This is a genomic window from Caballeronia sp. NK8, from assembly GCF_018408855.1.
In the GTDB taxonomy this organism is placed as follows: Bacteria; Pseudomonadota; Gammaproteobacteria; order Burkholderiales; family Burkholderiaceae; genus Caballeronia.
Map to the genome: position 1 here is coordinate 554810 of NZ_AP024323.1, position 17287 is coordinate 572096.

General features: G+C 63.8%; 17 protein-coding genes. 12 read left to right on the forward strand and 5 right to left on the reverse strand.

Annotation, left to right across the window (positions count from 1 at the left end; genetic code table 11):
- The first annotated feature begins 7 nt into the window (after positions 1-7).
- Both NK8_RS17185 and NK8_RS17190 read left to right on the forward strand, forming a co-directional pair.
- On the forward strand, positions 8-814 hold the full coding sequence (locus tag NK8_RS17185) for an AraC family transcriptional regulator (protein WP_162067314.1): 807 nt from the start codon (positions 8-10) through the stop codon (positions 812-814).
- Positions 815-1162: 348 nt separating this feature from the next.
- Complete coding sequence (locus NK8_RS17190; protein ID WP_225936321.1) at positions 1163-1573, forward strand: response regulator; 411 nt, start codon at positions 1163-1165, stop codon at positions 1571-1573.
- Between the two features lie 49 nt (positions 1574-1622).
- Here the strand turns inward: NK8_RS17190 and NK8_RS17195 are convergent, their stop codons facing one another.
- On the reverse strand, positions 1623-1793 hold the full coding sequence (locus tag NK8_RS17195; protein ID WP_174258054.1) for a hypothetical protein: 171 nt from the start codon (positions 1791-1793) through the stop codon (positions 1623-1625).
- A gap of 150 nt (positions 1794-1943) precedes the next feature.
- On the opposite strand from NK8_RS17195, the gene NK8_RS17200 reads away from it, so the two are divergent.
- From NK8_RS17200 to NK8_RS17210, 3 genes are all read left to right on the forward strand, one after another.
- Positions 1944-2615, forward strand: a complete 672-nt coding sequence (locus NK8_RS17200) for a glutathione S-transferase family protein (protein ID WP_213230185.1) — start codon at positions 1944-1946, stop codon at positions 2613-2615.
- 78 nt (positions 2616-2693) lie between these two features.
- Complete coding sequence (locus tag NK8_RS17205; protein WP_213230187.1) at positions 2694-4331, forward strand: ATP-binding domain-containing protein; 1638 nt, start codon at positions 2694-2696, stop codon at positions 4329-4331.
- Positions 4332-4334: 3 nt separating this feature from the next.
- Positions 4335-6176 carry an ATP-binding protein gene (locus tag NK8_RS17210; RefSeq protein ID WP_213230188.1) on the forward strand — a complete coding sequence of 614 codons (1842 nt, stop codon included), beginning with the start codon at positions 4335-4337 and terminating at the stop codon, positions 6174-6176.
- A 10-nt stretch (positions 6177-6186) separates the two neighbouring features.
- On the opposite strand, the gene NK8_RS17215 is transcribed toward NK8_RS17210, so the two are convergent.
- Complete coding sequence (locus NK8_RS17215; RefSeq protein ID WP_213230189.1) at positions 6187-7041, reverse strand: helix-turn-helix domain-containing protein; 855 nt, start codon at positions 7039-7041, stop codon at positions 6187-6189.
- 195 nt (positions 7042-7236) lie between these two features.
- Positions 7237-7905 carry a TetR/AcrR family transcriptional regulator gene (locus NK8_RS17220; protein ID WP_213230190.1) on the reverse strand — a complete coding sequence of 223 codons (669 nt, stop codon included), beginning with the start codon at positions 7903-7905 and terminating at the stop codon, positions 7237-7239.
- Positions 7906-8087: 182 nt separating this feature from the next.
- Here NK8_RS17220 and NK8_RS17225 point away from each other — a divergent pair, with 182 nt between their 5' ends.
- A complete protein-coding gene (locus tag NK8_RS17225; RefSeq protein WP_213230191.1) occupies positions 8088-8606 on the forward strand; it encodes a DUF6622 family protein in 519 nt (172 codons plus the stop codon).
- 389 nt (positions 8607-8995) lie between these two features.
- Here the strand turns inward: NK8_RS17225 and NK8_RS17230 are convergent, their stop codons facing one another.
- Positions 8996-10480, reverse strand: a complete 1485-nt coding sequence (locus NK8_RS17230; protein WP_213230193.1) for a Fic family protein — start codon at positions 10478-10480, stop codon at positions 8996-8998.
- Positions 10481-10699: 219 nt separating this feature from the next.
- Here NK8_RS17230 and NK8_RS17235 point away from each other — a divergent pair, with 219 nt between their 5' ends.
- The 4 genes from NK8_RS17235 to NK8_RS17250 all read left to right on the forward strand — a co-directional run bounded on the left by NK8_RS17235 (position 10700) and on the right by NK8_RS17250 (position 14913).
- Positions 10700-11461 carry an SDR family NAD(P)-dependent oxidoreductase gene (locus NK8_RS17235; RefSeq protein ID WP_213230194.1) on the forward strand — a complete coding sequence of 254 codons (762 nt, stop codon included), beginning with the start codon at positions 10700-10702 and terminating at the stop codon, positions 11459-11461.
- A 22-nt stretch (positions 11462-11483) separates the two neighbouring features.
- Positions 11484-12806, forward strand: a complete 1323-nt coding sequence (locus NK8_RS17240; RefSeq protein WP_213230195.1) for an MFS transporter — start codon at positions 11484-11486, stop codon at positions 12804-12806.
- A gap of 30 nt (positions 12807-12836) precedes the next feature.
- Positions 12837-14015 (forward strand): L-rhamnonate dehydratase, encoded by a 1179-nt coding sequence (gene rhmD, locus NK8_RS17245; RefSeq protein ID WP_213230196.1) that lies wholly within the window; start codon positions 12837-12839, stop codon positions 14013-14015.
- Positions 14016-14130: 115 nt separating this feature from the next.
- Entirely contained in the window at positions 14131-14913 is a 783-nt protein-coding gene (locus tag NK8_RS17250; RefSeq protein ID WP_061174381.1) for an SDR family NAD(P)-dependent oxidoreductase, read from the forward strand.
- 1 nt (position 14914) lies between these two features.
- Here the strand turns inward: NK8_RS17250 and NK8_RS17255 are convergent, their stop codons facing one another.
- Positions 14915-15883: a LysR family transcriptional regulator gene (locus tag NK8_RS17255; RefSeq protein ID WP_162067328.1), complete on the reverse strand. Its 969-nt coding sequence runs from the start codon at positions 15881-15883 to the stop codon at positions 14915-14917.
- Positions 15884-16046: 163 nt separating this feature from the next.
- Between NK8_RS17255 and NK8_RS17260 the strand changes: the two genes are divergently transcribed.
- Complete coding sequence (locus NK8_RS17260) at positions 16047-16370, forward strand: L-rhamnose mutarotase (protein WP_213230197.1); 324 nt, start codon at positions 16047-16049, stop codon at positions 16368-16370.
- Between the two features lie 30 nt (positions 16371-16400).
- Positions 16401-17285: an amidohydrolase gene (locus NK8_RS17265; protein ID WP_213230198.1), complete on the forward strand. Its 885-nt coding sequence runs from the start codon at positions 16401-16403 to the stop codon at positions 17283-17285.
- Positions 17286-17287 lie beyond the last annotated feature (2 nt).

Consider the following 17287-nt stretch of genomic DNA (forward strand, 5'->3'; position numbering starts at 1 on the left):
TCCACGCATGACTAACACGACGCCGATCGTCCATCCTCCAGCGTCGACGCTCTCCGACATGCTCGCGCATTTCGCGCTGCTCGCGCCCGTGTTCGACGCGATGCCGGATATCGTGTTCTTCGTCAAGGACCGCGACGCGCGCTACGCGATGGTCAATCGCACGCTCGCGCGCCGCTGCGGCCACAAGGACGACAAGTCTGCGCTCATCGGCAAGACCGCCGAGGACGTGTTTCCGCGCCGCTTCGGGCGCATCTACACGGCGCAGGATCAGGCGATCATCGCGCAGGGGCATCAGCTCATCGATCAGCTCGAACTGCATCTCTATCCGGGACGCGAACCCGGCTGGTGCATGACGTGCAAGCAGCCGCTGCATGACACGCAGGGGCATATCGTCGGGCTGGCGGGCATCTCGCGCGATCTGCAGGCCGCCGAAGGGACGCATCCGGCCTACAGCCGGCTTGCGGCGGTGGTGCAGCACATCCAGGAAAACTACGTGCAGCCGCTCAACATGCGGCAGCTTGCGCAGATGGCGAACATGTCGATCGCGCAACTGGAGCGCTACTTCCACAAGGTCTTTCATCTGACGCCGCGTCAGGTGCTGCTCAAGACGCGGCTCGACGCCGCCACCGCGCTGCTCGTCTCGCGCGAGAAAGTCACCGACGTCGCCGCGCTGTGCGGCTACACCGATCACAGCGCCTTCACGCGCCAGTTCAAGGCGACGGTCGGCCTGACGCCGAGCGAGTACCGCGCGCTGCTGCAGGCGGGAACCTCGACTGCCTCGCGCCCCGATTCCGCCCGCGATACAAACGTCTGACGGGAAAACAGGGTACGGCTGATCCAGGAATTACACGGTCGTGCGCGCGGGATCGGACGGTGGCGGCGCGGATCGGCGCAAACGCCCGCGCAATATGGCATTCACGGTTATGAAACCGTCTCGGTCCGGTTTTTGCTCGATAAGGCACGCTGCGCCCGGGGCAACACTGCACAAAGGCGCGGTCAGAACCGCGAGGCGTTCCGCACCGGCGCACGCGCGGCGTAAATAACGGTGCGTTCGGAATTCGCGCCGCGTTTTACTGTCAATCAATGCGCGCAACCGTGCGCGCGGCGGCGAGAGATCGAAACCAGCGCGTGAATTCCGTTTTTGGCAGCAGAAAAGAACATCATGGACGAAGTAGCAAGACTGGGGCACATGCGGATCGTGCTCATCGAAGACGATCCGGAAAGCAGGGCATCGCTGCAGATGTTGCTGGAAGAAGAGGGTGCGCAAGTGTTCGCCCTGGCCGACGCCGAAGACGGCGCGCAGGCGGCGATCGAGCATCTTCCCGATGCGGTGATCTGCGATCTGGATTTACCCGAGATGGACGGTTTCTATCTCATTCAACGTTTGCGGGATCACGAAATACGCGGCAACCTGCCGCCTTCCGTGGCGATCGCGCTGACGGGCCATGGCAGCGAAGAGTATCGATTGCGCAGTATCGGCGAGGGCTTTCAGCATTTCATGGTGAAACCCGTGCATCCCGACGAACTCGTCACGCTGATCCAGGATGCGGTCGGCACGCGAGTGGTGATGTGAGCTGACCCGAGGCGTTCCGGGACCGCCGATGACAGGCGGCCCCGAACCTTTACGACCTGTCGCGATTGCGCGCCCGCGTGGCGCCCGTGATGACGGCGATGCCCAGCATGATGACGGCGACGATCATGATCGTGTGCTGCGAGACATGCATCGCAACCAGCGCCCACGACACGCCGCCGATCAGAATCAGCCAGCCGACGAGGTAGATGATCAGCGTCATCGGATTCTCCTTATTTCGTTGAGTGTTTGTTAATCATTGTGCGGCCTTCATGAAAGGGCCTTATCCTTTCGACGCGCGCGCACGGATAAGTTCACCTTATGCAAGCGGTGTACCGTGGCGGCATCGTCCAAAATGAAAAAGAGCTGAGCCATGCTGACCGTCCACCACCTCAACAATTCCCGCTCCCAGCGCGTGCTCTGGATGCTCGAGGAGCTTGGAGTCGAATACGAACTGAAACGCTATCAGCGCGACCCGCGCACGATGCTCGCGCCGCCCGAATTGCGCGCGGTGCATCCGCTCGGCAAATCACCGGTCGTCACCGATGGCGATCTCACGCTCGCGGAGTCGGGTGCGGTTATCGAATATCTCGTGGATCGCTACGGCCAAGGGCGTTTCTCACCGCCGCCGGGTGTGTCGCCGGAACGCGTGCGCTACAACTACTGGATGCACTATGCGGAAGGTTCGGCGATGCCACCGCTTCTGCTCAAGCTCGTCGCGCGACGGCTGGAGAGCGCGAAGATGCCGTTCTTCGCCAGGCCGATCGCGCGGCGCATCGCGCAGACGATGCAAAGCAGTTTCATCGATCCGCAATTGCGGCTGCATCTCGGTTATATCGACGCCGAGCTTACGAAATCGACTTGGTTCGTGGGCGATACCTTCAGCGCCGCCGATGTGCAGATGAGCTTTCCGCTCGAAACCGGGAGCCAGCGAGCGGGGGCTAAGTCGCTGCCGCATATCCGGGCGTTTCTCGAACGTATTCACGCGAGGCCTGCCTACCAGCGCGCACTGGAGCGCGGCGGCCGCTACGACTTCGCCAGCTAGCCATTCGGCCGACTGCCGGCGCGCCCGGCGCGTTGCGTACAATGACTCGCACGCAAACACTCAGCCCACAGGCGACGCATGGCCCGAATCGTTCCCGACGACTGGAAGAACCTCGAAGCGACCGGCGCCGCTGCGCGCGAACTCGAAACGCTGGCGCTCCTCGAAAAGCTCCCTGAAGACTACACGGTCTATCACGGCGTGCACTGGACGCGCATCAACGAAGGCTTTTCCGTATTCGGCGAAGCGGATTTCGTGGTGGTCGCGCCATCGGGCCGCGTGCTGATGATCGAGATGAAGGCGGGCTTCCTGCGCGAAACGAGCGCGGGACTCGTGAAGGTCTATTTGCAGAAGGAACGCAACGTCGCGATTCAGCTCGCGCGCACGCTGGAGAATCTGCATCGGCGCTTCACCGCCGCGTTCGGCGCGGGCACGTACCGGATCGAGGAACTGCTGTATTGCCCCGACTACACGGTGAAGAATGCCGCCATCGCTGGTGTCGCGCCGGCGCGTATCGTCGATGCGAGCCGCAAGTCGCAACTCGCGCGCGCCGTGCTCGACATCCTGCCGCCCGACGAGCCGCGCTTCGAAGCAGCAGCGCGCATTCATCACTTTCTCGCCGATGAACTCTCGCTCACGCCCGATACCAACGCACTCGTCGGCGCGGCCAACACGCTCGTCACGCGTCTGTCGGGCGGGCTCGCGACGTGGGCGCGCAGGCTCGAATTCGAGCCGTTCCGTCTACGCGTGATCGCGACCGCGGGCGCGGGCAAGACGCAGCTCGCGGTGCGCGTGATGCGCGATGCGCTGGCGCAGGGCAAGAGCGTGCTCTACGTGTGCTTCAACCGGCCGCTCGCCGACCACATCCGCGTGATCGCGCCGAAAGAGGCGAAGATCGCGAACTATCATCAGCTGAGCGCGGCGGTTTCGCGCGATGCCGGAAGCCCGCCCGACTTCAGTCAGCCGAATGTGTTCGCGACGCTGGAAGAGCGCTTCGCGGCGGTGCCCGTGCCCGAGCACTGGAAGACCGATGTCCTGATCGTCGACGAAGGTCAGGATTTTCAGGCGGCGTGGGTCGATGCGCTCGAGCGCCTGCTCAATCCCGACGGCGCGTGGTGGTGGCTCGAAGATCCGATGCAGAACCTCTATCTGCGTGAACCCGTGCCGCTGCCGGGCTGGACCATCCTGCGCGAAAGCACCAACTATCGCAGCCCGCGCGATCTGCTCGGCTTCATCCGCAAGATCGTCGGGCCCGAGGTGCGGCTCGACGCGGGCAGTCCGTTCGACGGCTCGGATGTCAGCATCTCGACCTACGAGGACGGTCATCCGGAGGAAATCATCGAGGCGACCAAGCGCGCCATCACGAACGCGCTGTCGCTGGGTTTTCGCAAACAGGACATCGCGGTGCTGTCGTTCCGGGGCCGCGAGGGCTCGGCGTTGACGGCGGTCGACCAGCTCGGCCCGCACCGGCTGCGCGCCTTCACCGGCACGTACGATCTGTTCGGCAACCCGGAGTATCGCGAGGGCGATGTGCTGCTCGAATCGATCTATCGCTTCAAGGGGCAATCCGCGCCGTGCGTGATTCTCACCGAAGTCGATTTCGACGCGCTCGATGAACAGGCGGCGCGCAAGATCTTCGTCGGCGCCACGCGGGCGACGATGAAGCTGATCGTGGTCGCGTCGGCGCGTGCGGCCCGGGCCATCGAAGCGCTCCAGTGACCGATGGCCGTCATCAGCACCGAGCCCTCCCTGCGCGCGCACGCCGCGCGCCCCTGGTTTCGCCGCCTCTGGTATGCGGCGCTGATCGCGCTCGCGGTCGCGCCGCCGATCGGCGCGGTCGGCTACATGCTGTACTCGGGCCTGCTCGCGCGCGAGACGCACAGGCTCGTCGTGCCCTACGACGTCTACTGGGACGCCGCGCAGTTGCAGATCGCCTATGAGCGCTTCGAGAATCACGTGCTGCTGTACCGCAACGGCATCGACGAGGATGCCGAAGCCGTGCGCGCGAGCTATCGCCTGCTGCGCGCGCGGCTCACGCAGGTGTCGGAGTCGACGGGACAGGCGGACGGCCACGAAGCCCTGCTGAACCGGCAGCGCGAAATCCTGCGGCAATTGCAGACCGCGCTGGATTCGATCGAGGCGAATGTCGACGGGCTCGAGACGGAGCGTCAGCACACGTTGCGCGTGATCGGCGTGCTACGCCAGAACGCACCGGTCGTGGCAGAACTGGCGAGCGGACGCCGGCTCATGGATGTTGCCGAGCGCGAGGCGATCGTGCGCGACTTCGAGGCGAAGCGCCGCTATCTGATCTACGGCGGGATTCTGCTCGGGGTGCTGTCCGCGGCCGCCACGGCGTTGCTGCTGCTGAATGGATACCGGCGCACGCGTCTCATCGAGCAGCAGCGCGCGGCGCTCGTGGCCGAGCATCAGGCGACGCGCACGGCGCGCGAGGCCGGCGTCGCGAAAGACACCTTCCTCGGCATGATCAGCCACGAACTGCGCACGCCGCTGCACGCGATCGTCTCGTCGGTCGAATTGCTCGGGTTGAACGCGCGCGGCGATGCCGACCGCAAGATCATGCAGCGGCTGGAAGCGGGCGCGCGCCATCTCGAAGCGCAGATGCGCGATCTGACCGACTACGCGCGTCTGGGCGCGGGCAAGCTCGAATTGCGCATGTCCGTATTCGATCCGGTGGACCTGCTCGAATCCATCATCGATGCGAACACGCCCGCCGCGAGCGCGAAGGGGCTGGCGTTGCGCGGCGACTACGCGGGCGAACGCGGGCCGATCGAGTCCGATCCGCATCGCGTTCGGCAGATCGTGACGAATCTCGTGACCAACGCCATCAAGTACACCGACGCCGGTTCCATCGACGTGCATTTCGCGCGCACGGAGAAACGTCTCGACATTTCGGTGATCGACACGGGACCGGGCATCCCCCGCGAGCAGTTGCCGCTGATTTTTCAGGAATTCACGCAGCTCGACTCGTCCAGCACGCGGCGCTTCGACGGCGCGGGAATGGGCCTCGCGGTCGTGCGCGGGCTCGTCGATCTGCTCGACGGGAAGATCGAAGTATCGAGCGAAGTGGGACAGGGCGCCGCGTTTCGCGTGAGTCTGCCGGCGGTGTCGGCCGAACATATGCCCGAGCGCGGCGAGCAGGAAGCCGATGCGCCCGAACTGCGCAAAGCGCGCGTGCTCGTCATCGACGATCATGAGGCGATCCGCGATTCGCTCACCGAGATGCTCACGCATCTGGGCTATTCGGCCGTGGCGCTGCCGGATGTCGACAGCGCGCTTGCGTGGCTGCGCGCCAATGACGCCCACGTGATCCTTGCCGACCTGCACATGCCCGGCAAGGACGGCTACTCGTTCGCGAACGAATATCGCGCGCGCAGTGCGCCGGGCGCGAGCGTGCCGATCATCGCGGTGAGCGCTTACGCGCCCGAACTGGTGGACCCGGCCGCGGCCGTGCTGTTCTTCGACTACCTGCTGAAGCCGGTGCGTTACGAGGTGCTGAAGGGCGCCGTGCACCGCGCGGTGACGGTGCGCCGGCGAGTCACGTAGGTCTCGCCGTTCAGCTGCGCATCAGCCGCTTGGAAAGATCCGCGACGAGTATGCCCAGCCGCGCGGGCTTCTCGAAACACGTCACGTTGTAGTCGCGGATGACCTGGCTGATTTCCGACTCGCTCGCCTTGCCTGTAGTCAGTTCGCCGGTGAGCACGAACACCGGCGCGTCCGGGTTGTCCGACTCGCGCACCGCGCGGATCGCGTCCGCCGACGTATGGACGCCGAACAGCCAGTCCATCACGACGGCGTCGAACACTTGCGCCTGCAGCGCTTCGAGGAAGGCGTCGAGACCGTAGAAGGCCATCGCCGTGAAGCCGGTGGCTTCGAGATAGTCATGCAGATTGTCGGCGGACGCGTGATCGTCGTCGACCACGGCGATGATCGGCTTGTCGATATCCGGGCGGCGCGGCTGTATTTCGATCTTGTGGACGTCGCAGGCTTCCTGCAACAGGACGCCTTCATGCTTCGTGACGATCCAGCGGTTGTTCAGCTTCTGCGCGATGAAATCCGGCCGGCTGCCCGCCTCGAGCGCATTCCCGACCCACGCCATGCACGGAATCTCGAGCGAACCAAGCTTGAGCACGGCGTCGTGCGCGGTGCCTTCGGTGACGTCGGGGCGCGTGTTGATCGAATCGAAAAGCTTGAGCGCGGGCTCGTCGAAGGCATCGGCGACGCGGCGGATCTGCGCGATCGTCCACGGACTGTTGCCGCGCAACTTGCGATGGCCCTGCGAAAAACTCAGGTCGAGAATGCGGCACAACTCGGCGGTCTGCTGCCGCTTGCCGATGCCGTGACGGCCCATCAGCTCGCGCACGCGCTCCGCGACGGCGAGCGATTCCGAAGAAGACGTTTCAGTGACCATACTGCCAGTCGGATGCGTAAGGGTGGGACCGCGGAAGGCGTGGTTCGGCGTGGGCCGGGCAAGCCGTGCGCAGTCGATCCGACATTGTAAATGGCGCGCGTCCTTGCACTCAAAATGGATCGCTGGAACGCGCTCAACATCTTGATCTTACGGACAAAAGTGGCGAAACCGCCGTTCGCTTGCGCGCACTTGGCTTCACATCGTGTCGATCACGGCGTCGACCAGATCGCGCGGCGTGCGGAACGTGCCGGGCACGGCGGCGAGCCCGTTGAGCCGGTTGTCGATCAGAAGCGACGCGAGCCCGTGCACGTGCGCCCACGCCGATGCCATCGCGATGGTCTGCTCCGAACCCATCGCGCCAAACGCGCTGTTGCTGCCGGGCGCGATCTCGGGCACGGCATCGAACACATCGGCGAGGCCGGCGGCGGACATGCGCCGCGCTTCCACGAGCGACGGCCTTTCGGTGTCGAGCAGTTCGTTGCGGGACATCAGCCGGAAGAGATCGGGATTGGCGACCGCGAAGTCGATGTAGCCGTGCGCGATCGCGCGGCCGCGATCCGTGCCGGCGCCTGCGGCTGCTGCGCGTTTTTGCATCGCGTGAGCGAGTCGCCGATGTCCGCTCGCCGCGAGTTCGGCAAGCACGCCCGCGGTGTCGCCGAAATGATGTTGTGGCGCAGTGTGCGACACGCCTGCCTCCCGAGCGATCGCGCGCAGTGTGAGACCGCGCAGTCCGTCGCGGCGAAGCACGGTTTCGGCGGCATGCAGCAGCGCGTCCGGCAGCGAGCCGTGATGGTAGGGATGCGGCGCGGTTTCGGGTGCTTTCGCCGGACGACCGCGTTTTCTGGTGAGCGGACTGTTCTGCATAGGAATGGAGACTCGTCGGTCGATCAATCTTTACAATGGAAAATTATCTTGACCCAAACACGCGTGAAAGTCAAAATCTTTCCATCGTAAAGATTAACGGCGAGAAGCAGCTCGATGTGGATCGAAGTGCAATCGCCGATGACATTCCGGTCAATCGCGTCACAAGTCACAGGAGAACGATCATGTCCTTCCAGGAAATCTTGCTGGGTGCACCCGCCTGGGTTTGGGTTCTGCTTGCCGTGCTGGTCTCTCGCGGCATGAAGGCGATGAAGGGCAGCACCGCGCCGCTGTCGAAGCTGGGCATCGTGCCGGCGGTGTTCGTCGGCTGGGGATTGCTGCATCTTCTGTCGGACCCGGCGACCGGTTGGGATACGGCGCTGATGTGGGCGGCGGGCGGCGTGCTGGGCGCGGGGCTCGGCGTTACGCTTGCGAAGCGTAGCGGCATGACGGTGGACCGCGTGCGGCGCACGATCACGTTACCTGGCTCGGTGGTGCCGCTCGTGCTGATCCTGCTGACCTTCGCGATGAAATTCTGGATCGGCTTTGAGATGGCAACGACGCCTTATATCGGCGTGGATTCGACCTTCATCGTGCTGAATGGTCTCGTTTCGGGCGCGGTGGCGGGCATCTTCGCGGGACGGTTCCTGATCTACTGGCTGGCGCTGCGGCCGGCGGCGGAACCGGTCTTGGAACGCTCGTAATCGATCGGCGACCTCTGCATCAGCGCATTCCGAATCAAAGTTCGCGATTGTTGAACGCAGTATTGTCTTTTTTTAAGACAATAGGCGTGTTTTGCCGCGCTACACTGCGTTGCATCATTGATCGGAGGTCGCCGTGCTGGTCGCTGTTCTTTTTCTCTGCCCAATAGGCGTCGCGCTTTTTGCCTTCGCGCTTATCGCGGACAGACACTTCAAAGACTCACTCGTAGATGCTCGCGGACATTTCCCCGAAAACAGGCGGCCGGTGGTGCGACCTCGTCAAGCTACGCCGGACAAATCAACGTTCTGAGCAGTCCCGGGCTCGAAATTCTTTAACTCTCATCGAGAAATTTTAATTTTCGGTGTGATTTTCGCCTTCTCCTCGAAAAAACCTAATTTCCTGAAGTCCGTGCCTGGCTCGCGAACGCGTCGCGCACGACTTCTTCGATGCGATCGAGCACCGCTCGAGGAACATGCTGATACTGCTTCCTGCGATGCGTGGACAGCGTGCCCTTGTTCGACTGCGTCATACGAATCAGCACCGAAAGGTCCTTGCGCGGCAAATCGAACTCGTCATTCAGTAACGCGAACGCGTGATCGTAGCCTTGCAGCCATGCGATCTCGCGGGGAATCTCCTCCCGCACCGCTTCCTTGATCATCGCGTAGAGGAACGCCACTTCGCGGTCGGCGTTGAAGAACCGATAGGCGCGGCTCGACGGCGCGCTCAGCACGAGCGGCTCCGTATCGACCCGCCGGTAATTCCATAGTCTCGTCACCGGGCGGGAAAACGCCGTCAGCACTGCGTGATAGGCCGGGATGTTGCGCTCCATCACCGCGGAGACCGGGATGACGGTATCCGCGCCCAGCAAACCCGAACGCGCCAGCACGTGCTGAATCAGAAAACGATGGAGACGGCCGTTGCCGTCGAAAAACGGGTGCAGATAGACGAACCCGAACGCGGCGCACGCGGCCTTCACCAGCACGTCGGGGCAGTGTTTCTGGTCGTTGACGAAGCGCTCCCAGTCGGCCATCACCCGCCGCAGGTCGCTGATCGGCACGGGAAAGAAGTCGACCCGGCCGGCGGCATCTTCCAGCCAGTTCTGTTTGTTCCGATATGACGCTTCCTGACTGTAGACATCACGCACGATCACGTTCTGCAGTTGCACGAGCCACTCTTCGTCGACTTTCGCCGGTTCGCCGGCGCGTCGCAGGAGTTGAACGAAGCGTTCCTGCTTGTCCGAACTGGGCGTCTCCGATTCGATCGCGTAACTGCCGCGCGTCTCCGACAAATACAGAAAAGCCAGCGCGCGTCTATACAACTCCGGGTCCTGCATCGCGTCGAGCGCACTTTGCGCTTCGAGAAGCAACCCGGAGAGCGGCGGATCATCGGGAATCGCAGCACGATGGACGATCGGACAGAACCACGGCGTGCCCAGCGCGTTATTGCGCACGCGAAAGCGCGGCGCGCGCACCGGCTGCGGCGCTGTGTAATAAAGCTCAGCCGGAAAGAGGTCGACATACCCGCCCTTGATGGTCACGCCGGCGTCGAGTTCCCTGCCGGTAAGCCATTCCCAGAGAAAGCACGCGCGGCGAATCTGCTCGCCGGTCGGCGTCGCGCGCAGCCGGTCGATAAGTTCGCCAGGCTCGATATGCTCGAACGCGGCATCGATGACTTCGAGGTTGACACCTTCGTGACGGAGCGCGAACTCGAGATGACCGACGGGTGTATCGTCGAAAGCGACGCTGTTGGGAAACAGAATCTGGCTCTCGCTGTCGATCCGCCGGTTGACCGACGAACTCGCGTAGGCGAGCCTTGCCGGCGGCGTCACGCGCAGTTCCCCTATGGCGATGAGACGGGCATAACCGATGGGCGTCATCGAGATTTCTTAACGTTTATCGAGAAATCATAACTTTACGCCCGTTTCTGGCGAGTTCATCGAGAAATCCTGATTTTTGGCCGTTCGACCGATCTGTTCGATCCGCTTTTGCTATCGAACGATCGCCCTTTCGAATTGTTGCGCTATTGGAGCGGGACTATAGTGCCTCTCACGGCACCCAAAACCCACGGCAACGAACAACGAAAGGAGACAAGACCCATGAACCGTATCGACCTGGCGGACCGCGTCGTGATCGTCACCGGCGGCGCGCGCGGCATCGGCCTCGCGGTGGCGGAGCGCGCGCTCGAATCGGGCGCCGATGTCTCGCTGTGGGACGTCGACGGCGAACGCCTTGCACGAACCAGCGCTGAACTCTCCGCAAAGCACAAGGACCGCAAGGTCAGTGAAGCCCTCGCCGAACTGACCGATGAATCGTCCGTCGACGCCGCCGCGAAAAAAACCCTCACCGCGCATGGGCGGATCGACGTGCTCGTCAACAATGCGGGCATCACCGGCGGCAACGGCACGACCTGGGAACTCGCGCCCGACGTGTGGCGCCGCGTCATCGACGTCAATCTCATCGGGCCGTATCTGACCTGCCGCGCTGTCGTGCCGCACATGTTGAAGGGGGGCTACGGGCGCATCGTCAATGTCGCGTCGATCGCGGGCAAGGAAGGCAATCCCAACGCATCGCACTACAGCGCGTCTAAAGCCGGATTGATCGGGCTCACGAAATCGCTCGGCAAGGAACTCGCGGGCAAGAACATCCTCGTGAACGCCGTCACGCCCGCCGCCGCCAAGACCGAAATCTTCGATTCGATGTCGCAGCAACACATCGACTACATGCTCTCCAAAATTCCGATGAACCGCTTCCTGATGCCGCAGGAAGCCGCGTCGCTGATTCTGTGGCTCTCGTCCGAGGATTGCGCGTTCAGCACCGGCGCGGTGTTCGATCTGTCGGGCGGACGCGCGACGTACTGATTGCGTTCTCGGGAGAATCGCGATGAATTACTCCGCTACAGCGGAAGGCGCCGTCACGTCCCGCGTGATGCGCCGCCTGCTGCCGTTTCTGCTGCTCATGTATGTGCTCGCGTTTCTGGATCGCGCGAATATCGGCTTCGCGCAGAAGGCGTTGCAGCAGGACACCGGCCTGACCAACGCCGCATTCGCCTTCGGCGCGGGCGTGTTCTTCGTCGGCTATGCAATCTTCGAAGTGCCAAGCAATCTGTTGCTGCATCGCGTCGGTGCGAAGCTGTGGATGTGCCGCATCATGGTGACGTGGGGCCTCGTTTCCGCAGCGATGTCCTTCGCGCATGATTCGACCACGTTCTACGTGCTGCGCTTTCTGCTCGGCGTGGCGGAGGCGGGCTTCTTTCCAGGCATCGTCTATTACCTGACGCGCTGGTTCCCGCAATCGTCGCGGGCGCGCGCGCTCGGCGTGTTCTATTTCGGCGCGCCGCTCGCGTTCATCTTCGGCGCGCCGCTTTCGGGTCTGCTCCTCGAACTGCACGGCGCGCTCGGCTTCAAGGGCTGGCAGTGGCTCTTTCTCGTCGAAGGGCTGCTTGCGTCGATCGTCGGCGTGTGGGCATTCTGGTATCTCGACGATGACCCCGCGAAGGCGCGCTGGCTCACGCAGGAACAACGCGCGCTGCTCGTCGGCCGCCTCGACGAGGATGCCCGCGCCGCGTCGTCGCACGGTCCGCACAGCGTGCTCGCGGCGCTCGTCGATCCGCGCGTGCTGGTGCTGTGCTGCGTGTACTTCCTGATTCAGGCGGCGGTGTACGGCGTCGTCTTCTATCTGCCGCAACAGGTCTCCGCGCTGCTCGGAACGAAGGTGGGCTTGCGCGTCGGGCTCGTGACGGCGCTGCCGTGGATCGCCGCCGTGATCGTCACGTGGATCGTGCCGCGTTATGCCGATCGAACCGGCAGGCATCGCGTCTGCGCGGTGGCGCTGCTCGTGATGTCGGGTGTGGCGATTGCAGTGTCGGGCGTCGCGGGCTCGCCCGTCGTCTCGCTGATCGCGCTGTGCTGCGCGGCGAGCGGCTTTATCGCCGCGCAGCCGCTCTTCTGGACCTTCCCGACGCGCTATCTGACCGGCGCGGCCGCCGCAGCCGGCATCGCGCTCGTCAATTCGCTCGGCGGACTCGGCGGTTTCTTTGCGCCGATGGCCCGCACCGCCGCCGAAGCCGCGTTCCATTCGACGAGCGCCGGGCTCATGGTGCTGGCGGGCGCGAGCGTACTTGCCGCGCTCGTCATCGTCGCGCTGGTGCGCGTACCGGGGCGCGCCGATCACGGACACCTTCCCGACGCCGCCAAGGCGTCCTGAACAACGAAACCACACGTACGGAGCCACATCATGTCCATGCCTACGATCGCCCAGGTGCGCGCCTTCACGGTTCGCGGCGGCGGCGCCGACTATCACGACCAGGGCGCCGATCACTGGATCGACGATCACATCGCCACGCCGATGGCGCGCTATCCCGAATACCGCAAGAGCCGCCAGTCGTTCGGGCTGAACGTGCTCGGCTCGCTCGTCGTGGAGATCGAGGCGAGCGACGGCACCGTGGGCTTCGCGGTGACGACGGGCGGCGAGATCGGCGCGTTCATCGTCGAGAAGCATCTCGCGCGCTTTCTCGAAGGTCAGCGCGTCACCGACATCGAAAAGATGTGGGATCAGATGTACAACGCAACGCTCTATTACGGGCGCAAGGGCATCGTGCTCAACGCGATTTCGGGCGTCGATCTCGCGCTGTGGGACCTGCTCGCGAAAGTGCGCAAGGAACCGGTGTTTCATCTGCTGGGCGGTCCGGTTCGCGACGAACTGCAGTTCTACGCGACGGGCGCGCGCCCCGATCTCGCGAAGCAGATGGGCTTCATCGGCGGCAAGATGCCCTTGCAGCACGGCCCGGCCGAAGGCGAGGAAGGGCTCGCGAAGAACATCGCGAAGCTCGCGGACATGCGCGCGAAAGTCGGCGACGATTTCTGGCTGATGTTCGACTGCTGGATGAGTCTCGACCTCAACTACGCGAAGCGCCTCGCGAACGCGGCGCGCGAACACGGGCTTAAGTGGATCGAGGAAGCGTTGCCGCCGGATGATTACTGGGGCTATGCCGAACTGCGCCGCTCGGTGCCGAACGGGATGATGGTCACGACCGGCGAGCACGAAGCGACGCGCTGGGGCTTTCGCATGCTGTTCGAGATGGGCTGCGCGGACCTCGTGCAGCCGGATGTCGGCTGGTGCGGCGGCATCACGGAGTTGATCAAGATTTCCGCGCTGGCGGACGCGCACAACGTGCTCGTCGTGCCGCATGGCTCGTCGGTGTACAGCTATCACTTCGTCGTGACGCGCCACAACTCGCCGTTCGCCGAGTTCCTGATGATGGCGCCCAAGGCCGATCAGGTCGTGCCGATGTTCACGCCCTTGCTGCTCGACGAGCCCGTGCCGGTGAACGGCCGCATGAAGGTGCCGGAGACGCCGGGCTTCGGCGTGCGGCTGAATCCGGAGTGCGCGCTGACGCGGCCTTACACGCATTGATACGCGTCGAGCGTCATCCGTTTGGCGTGACAGTAAGGAAGGCGTTCACGCGGCGATGTAACGTGGATGACGGCATGCGCCGTCATCCTCAACGATGCGACAAGGGGAGACATTCATGCTTTTGCAGAACAAGGTCGTCGTGGTGACGGGCGGATCGCGTGGCATCGGCCGGGCGATCGCGCTCGCGAGCGCGCGTGAAGGCGCGGATGTCGCCATCAACTACTGGGGCGACAACGACAAGTCGTACGGCAAGGCATCGGCGGTGGAATCGATCGTCGCCGAGATCGAAGCGCTCGGGCGGCGCGCGATCGCCGTCGAGGGCAACGTCGCCGAGCGCGACACGGGCATCGAACTCATCGCGCGCACGGTGGATGCGTTCGGCCACGTCGACGTGCTGTCGAGCAATGCGGGCATCTGCCCGTTCCACGCGTTTCTCGACATGCCCGCCTCCGTCTACGAGACCACGGTCGCGGTGAACCTGAACGGCGCGTTCTACGTGACGCAGGCCGCCGCGAACCAGATGAAGGCGCAAGGCACGGGCGGCGCGATCGTCGCGACGAGTTCGATCAGCGCGCTCGTCGGCGGTGGCATGCAGACGCACTACACGCCGACCAAGGCGGGCGTCCATTCGCTGATGCAATCGTGCGCGATCGCGCTCGGACCGTATGGCATCCGCTGCAATTCGGTGATGCCGGGCACCATCGCGACCGATCTCAACGCCGATGACCTTTCGGACACGGACAAGCGCGCCTATATGGAGAAGCGCATTCCGCTTGGGCGTCTCGGCGCGCCCGATGACGTCGCGCAATGCGTCGTCTTTCTCGCCTCGGACCGCGCGCGCTATGTGACGGGCGCTTCTTTGCTCGTGGATGGCGGCCTGTTCGTCAATCTTCAGTGACTCAGTGAGGTGACACGGCCGAGTACTTGCGCAACAACGCGATGAAGTATTCGGCCGGTTCGCTCAAGGTTTCGAACTTTCGACGCAACAGCCCGAAACCCGACAGGCTCTTGCCGATTTCGATCGGCAGTTCGATCAGCAACTGCGCCCGCAGATAGTCGCGCACGACCGACTCCGGCAGCATCGCGACGGCTTCGCTGTTCTGCAGCAATTGCAGCGTCGCGAAGATCGACGCGCATTCGACGATATCGGCCGGCGTCGTCAGTCCTGCGCGCGCGAGTTCGTCTTCGAACAGACCACGCGCGGGGCTCGCGATCGGCTGCAGGATCCACGGCCAGCCGACCAGCGTGTCCAGCGCGAGTTCGGTCTTTCCGGCGAGCGGATGCCCCGCGCGCACGACGAGCCGCATCGCTTCGCGCGCGAGCGGCTCGAAGTCGAAATCGTTGTGTTGCAGGGGCGTGGTCAGCCGCCCGAGCGCGAGATCGACTTCGCGGCGATGCAGCAACTGCACGACCTGATCGCTCGTCTCGCCGAGGATGCGAACGTTCAGCAGCGGCCGCTCGGATTTCAGTTCGGTGACGGCCATCGCGAGCACGTCGGGCGCGGCGCCCATGATCGCGCCCACGGTCAGCTGGCCGTGCCCGCCGCGACGCTTGGCGTCGAGATCGTCGGCGAAGCGCGTCAGGTCAGCGAGCGAGCGGCGCGCGTAGGCCAGCGCGGCGGTGCCGAGCGGGGTCGGCTGCATGCCGCGCGCGTTGCGCTCGAACAGCAGAAAGCCGAACGCCTCCTCGATATCCGCGAGCATGCGGCTCGCGCTCGGCTGCGCGACGTTGATCGTCTCGGCGGCCTGATGGAGATTGCGCGCGTCATCGAGCGCGACGAGCAGCGCCAGATGCTTGAACTTCAGCCGATTCACCAGCGCGCTGGTTGAAATGCCGGGCGACACACTTTGGGACACGTTCTGATTCATTCGACAGTTCGCGTTGAACCGCGCGATGATACGGCGCAGCGATACGTTTTTGCGATCGGCCAATCCTGCAATCGGATTGTCGTGTTATCGGTCGGCGAATTATAGTCGCAGCACAACGACTCCCGCACACAGGGATTCACCAATCAAAAGAAGGCGGCCCGCCATGGAGACAGTGGCATTTCGCATGACCCTGAAGCCGGGCATGCGCGAGGAGTACGAGAAGCGCCATCGCGAGCTCTGGCCGGAACTGGCCGACGCGCTGCACGCGGCGGGCATCCGCGATTACCGGATCTTTCTCGACGAATCGACCGGACATCTGTTCGCCATCCAGCAGCGTACGGACACGCATACCACCCATGCGCTGGCGACGCTGCCCGTCATGCGCAAGTGGTGGGACAGCATGGCCGAACTGATGGAGACACACGCGGAGCGTGGAGACAGCGCGCCTGTCGCGGTGCCGCTCGTGCCGGTGTTTCATCTTCCCTGAAACGTTCGCCTCTCTCGCGAGGAAAGCAACATGCAGGTCGTCGATCCGCATATTCATCTGTGGGAGTTGTCCACGCATCATTACCCCTGGCTCGCGAATCCGCAGACGTCGTTCGTCGGCGATGCGCGCGACCTGAAGCACGACTATCTGCTCGCGGATCTGCTGTGCGATGCACAGGACATCGAAATCCTGAAGCTCGTGCATGTCGATGCGAATCACGATCCCGCCGATCCCGTCGAGGAAACGCGCTGGCTGCAATCGATCGCGGACAAGGACGGCATGCCGAACGGCATCGTCGCGGGCGCGGACCTGTCGGCGGACAACGCCGAACAGGTGCTCGAAGCGCACGCGGCGTTCGCCAATACGCGCGGCATCCGCCAGATTCTCAACGTGCATGAGAACAGGCTCTACGACTATGTCGGCCGTCATTTCATGCGCGAGCCGCAATGGCGCAGGCATTTCGGCTTACTGAAGCGCTTCGGCATGTCGTTCGATCTGCAACTGTATCCATCGCAGATGGAAGAGGCCGCGCAACTCGCGCGCGAGCATGCGGATACGCAATTCATCGTCAATCACGCGGGGATGTTCGTGGACCGCAATTCGACGCAGGGCTATCGCGCGTGGCGTGAAGGCATTCGGATGCTGGCCGCCTGCCCGAACGTCGCGGTGAAGCTGAGCGGCTTCGCCATGTTCGATCACGCGTGGACCGTCGAGAGCCTGCGCCCTTACGTGCACGAGACCATCGATACATTCGGCCCCGACCGCGCGATGTTCGCATCGAACTTTCCGGTGGATCGCCTGTTCGGTTCGTACACGGCGATCTGGAACGCCTACGCGCAGATCGTCGGCGATGCCAGCGACAGCGAGAAGGACGCGCTGTTCGTGCGCAACGCCGAACGCATCTATCGGATCTAGAG